Source organism: Mesorhizobium sp. M2A.F.Ca.ET.067.02.1.1, assembly GCF_004023285.1.
Lineage (GTDB): Bacteria > Pseudomonadota > Alphaproteobacteria > Rhizobiales > Rhizobiaceae > Mesorhizobium.
Window position 1 is genome coordinate 1 of the sequence record NZ_RZSB01001287.1, and the last position, 800, is coordinate 800.

General features: G+C 59.6%; 2 protein-coding genes. One reads left to right on the plus strand and one right to left on the minus strand.

The window, feature by feature from the left end; genetic code table 11:
* Window positions 1–363, minus strand: a 363-nt coding sequence (locus EOA28_RS37345; RefSeq protein WP_210214997.1) for a PqqD family protein, incomplete at its 3' end; no start/stop codon positions are given.
* Window positions 364–601: 238 nt separating this feature from the next.
* Here EOA28_RS37345 and EOA28_RS37350 point away from each other — a divergent pair.
* Window positions 602–800: SPASM domain-containing protein (locus EOA28_RS37350; RefSeq protein WP_189342422.1), on the plus strand; the 199-nt coding region annotated here is incomplete at its 3' end.

Sequence of the window (800 nt, forward strand, 5' to 3'; positions counted from 1 at the left end):
GCCCGGATCCACGTCATGGATGGGGTCGAGGACAATCAGCTCCTGCAAGTCCGTGTGAATCTCCAGCTCCGGCCTCATGAAGGATGCGCGGCTGGAAATGTCGGGCAGCTTGGGCAATTCGATCGGCGAGGCCGGCAGAAGTATGCCTTCCTCCGCGAGGAGGTCGAGGAAGCCTCGCACCGAGGCAATGTCATCGTCGTCCAAGTCGGGATAACCCGTCCTCAACGCCGTCTCGATCATGGTGGGATCGACAGGCTTACGCAACATCTCCCAGATGAGCTGCGCGCTCCCCTTCATGCCGTAATACTTGCCGGTCGCAAAGTTCACCGCGACGACTTCACCGTCGAAGATCTCGCTCGACAAATTTGTTTCGTCTAAGACGACGCCCAACATCATGCCGCCCTTTGCCCCTAAATGGCGGGGTGATACACCAAGGGGCCGCGTGGGGGAAGTGTTCCTTGGTCAAAGATTTGCAGCGCTTCATTCGAAGCAACCCAACTGAATTCGCAGATTGGCTGAGGAACGCCGTGGCGCACAAGCGGAGTCTTCAATGGAATTCCACACCCGGCCGAGCGGCCGTCGCGCATGGTCGTGAGCCGGCATGAGAGAGCTGAACCGTGAAAAGGACCGCCATTCCCCCGGGAGCGGTGACGGCTTCTGCGTCATGCCGTGGATTAATCTGCATGTCGCGACCGATGGCGCGATCTCGCCTTGCTGCGAGTTCGACGGATCAATAGGCCACGTGCGGAAAGAAGGCCTGAAGGGAGCCTGGAGCAGCGAGGCGCTGCAGCAGATACGAC